1 protein-coding gene is annotated in these 307 nt (G+C 43.3%); it reads left to right on the top strand.

The genetic code is table 11. From position 1 onward, the window contains the following. Positions 1-44 precede the first annotated feature (44 nt). Positions 45-307: pheromone/general odorant binding protein (locus F0U44_RS24355; RefSeq protein ID WP_223163826.1), on the top strand; the 263-nt coding region annotated here is incomplete at its 3' end.

Below are 307 nucleotides of genomic sequence, written 5' to 3'. Positions count from 1 at the left end.
AAAAAGCTAAGCAGTACACCTCAGAATGTGTTAAAGAATCTGGCGTGAGCACCGAAGTGATAAATGCAGCGAAGACTGGACAGTACTCCGAAGATAAAGCTTTTAAGAAATTCGTGCTTTGCTTTTTCAACAAATCCGCAATCTTGAACTCAGATGGTACATTGAACATGGATGTTGCGCTAGCAAAACTTCCTCCTGGTGTTAATAAATCTGAAGCCCAAAGCGTACTAGAACAGTGCAAGGATAAGACCGGGCAAGACGCAGCCGATAAAGCCTTCGAGATCTTCCAATGCTACTACAAAGGGAC

Origin of the sequence: Nocardioides humilatus, assembly GCF_008373755.1 — a bacterium.
In the GTDB taxonomy this organism is placed as follows: domain Bacteria; phylum Actinomycetota; class Actinomycetes; order Propionibacteriales; family Nocardioidaceae; genus Nocardioides; species Nocardioides humilatus.
This window is presented reverse-complemented; position numbering and strand designations above follow the sequence as displayed.